A 1684-nucleotide genomic window follows, 5' to 3' on the forward strand; every position below is an offset into this window, starting at 1 on the left:
ATGCCTTTCACTCAGCGCTGTCCATCTTTTCAAATAGCTGCGAAAAAGTCCGCTTCACGTACAGGCTGTGTGAAAACTATTGATCACCTTTTGGTCTAAGCAGTCTTTTTATATGATCAATCGGTCTTAAGTATCGATCCTCAATTGATATCTGAATTGGTACAATAAACTATCAAAAAATTGATAGGTTTCAATCACATGTCGAGATTTATCGAAGGCCAAAGCCGAACACAAAGCACGCTGTTCCCCGAAGTTTTAGATGACTACATCCATGAAGATAATCCGATTCGTGCAGTCGATATGTTTATCAATTCATTAGATTTATCTGAGTTGGGTTTTGCACGTTGCCAACCAGCCAAAACAGGTAGGCCAAGCTATTCTCCGGCAACCATGCTCAAGATTTACCTTTATGGTTATCTTAATCGCATTCAATCAAGCAGACGTTTAGAAAAAGAAACGCAGCGTAATGTCGAGTTGATGTGGCTGGTTGAGCGTCTTACCCCAGATTTTAAAACGATTGCTGATTTCAGACGTGACAACGGCAACGCGATACAACAAGTCTGTAAGCGCTTTGTGTTGATATGCCGTGAACTCAATATGTTTACGGATGCCATCGTGGCTATTGACGGCACTAAATTCAAAGCGGTTAACAATATCGCTAAGAACTACTCACGTGGTTTGATAAAGACGTGTATCGAAACAACCGAAAAAGATATTGCCAATTATCTTATGGAGCTCGATAGAGCAGACCGCCAGTCCCGCACTGAAGACGCAGAAAAAGTGAAAGGCAAGCTCGCTAAACTGCAAGCGCGTCTGGTAAGCGAGAAAACAATACAGCAAGAATTGGAAACCTTACCCGACAAACAAATCTCCTATACCGACCCCGACAGCAGGCGAATGGCACTAAAGCATAAAGGCGTATTAGTTGGCTATAATATTCAAGCGGCTGTCGACACCAAACATCACTTGATACTTGCCCATTACGTGACGAATAACCCAAGTGACAGACATCAGCTTGTCCCGATGAGCCAGCATGTGCAACAAGCGTTAGGTAAACAAGACATTACCATTCTTGCTGATAGAGGTTATGACGACAGCACGAGCTTTAAGACTGTTCATCAGGCAGGCGTTACTGCAATTGTTCCGAAGATCCGTACTTCGGCTAATCGAAAAAAAGGACTGTTTACCAAAGAAGACTTTGTCTATAACAAAGAAAAAGACGTCTATGAATGTCCTGCTGGCAAAGATATCCCGTTTAGCTTTGTTTCAACTGACAAAGGAAAACCGCTACGCGCTTACATGTCGGTCATGACCTGCAAAGGTTGTACTATGAAATCGCGGTGCACAACATCACCAGCAGGAAGACGGATCCGAAGACTCGATGATGAGGAGCATGTTGAACGCGTGGCACAAGCTTATAAAAACATGCCAAACGCAATGACATTGAGGCATCAAACCGTCGAGCATCCCTTTGGTACAATAAAGCAATGGGCAGGAACGCAACAACTACTGACAAGAACATTAAAACATGTAAAAACAGAGGTAAGTTTGCAGGTCTTGGCATACAACTTCAAAAGAATGATGAATATCATGGACGTTAGCGGTCTCATATCTGCAATGAAGACATGAGAGTTGTGGCGACACTTATCCAAAAATGTTAGTGCCCTCAGAATTACTATATCGT

At 42.8% G+C, this 1684-nt stretch carries 1 protein-coding gene; it reads left to right on the forward strand.

Annotated elements, in window-relative coordinates:
- The first annotated feature begins 198 nt into the window (after positions 1 to 198).
- Positions 199 to 1629 carry an IS1182 family transposase gene (locus C7Y69_RS21430; protein ID WP_013783467.1) on the forward strand — a complete coding sequence of 477 codons (1431 nt, stop codon included), beginning with the start codon at positions 199 to 201 and terminating at the stop codon, positions 1627 to 1629.
- Positions 1630 to 1684 lie beyond the last annotated feature (55 nt).

It is taken from the genome of Alteromonas sp. KS69, assembly GCF_003989595.1.
GTDB lineage: Bacteria > Pseudomonadota > Gammaproteobacteria > Enterobacterales > Alteromonadaceae > Alteromonas > Alteromonas naphthalenivorans.

Bases quoted from the DNA above. Each gene is read 5' to 3' on its own strand.
- C7Y69_RS21430 (WP_013783467.1), top strand. From the start codon at position 199: ATGTCGAGATTTATCGAAGGCCAAAGCCGAACACAAAGCACGCTGTTC.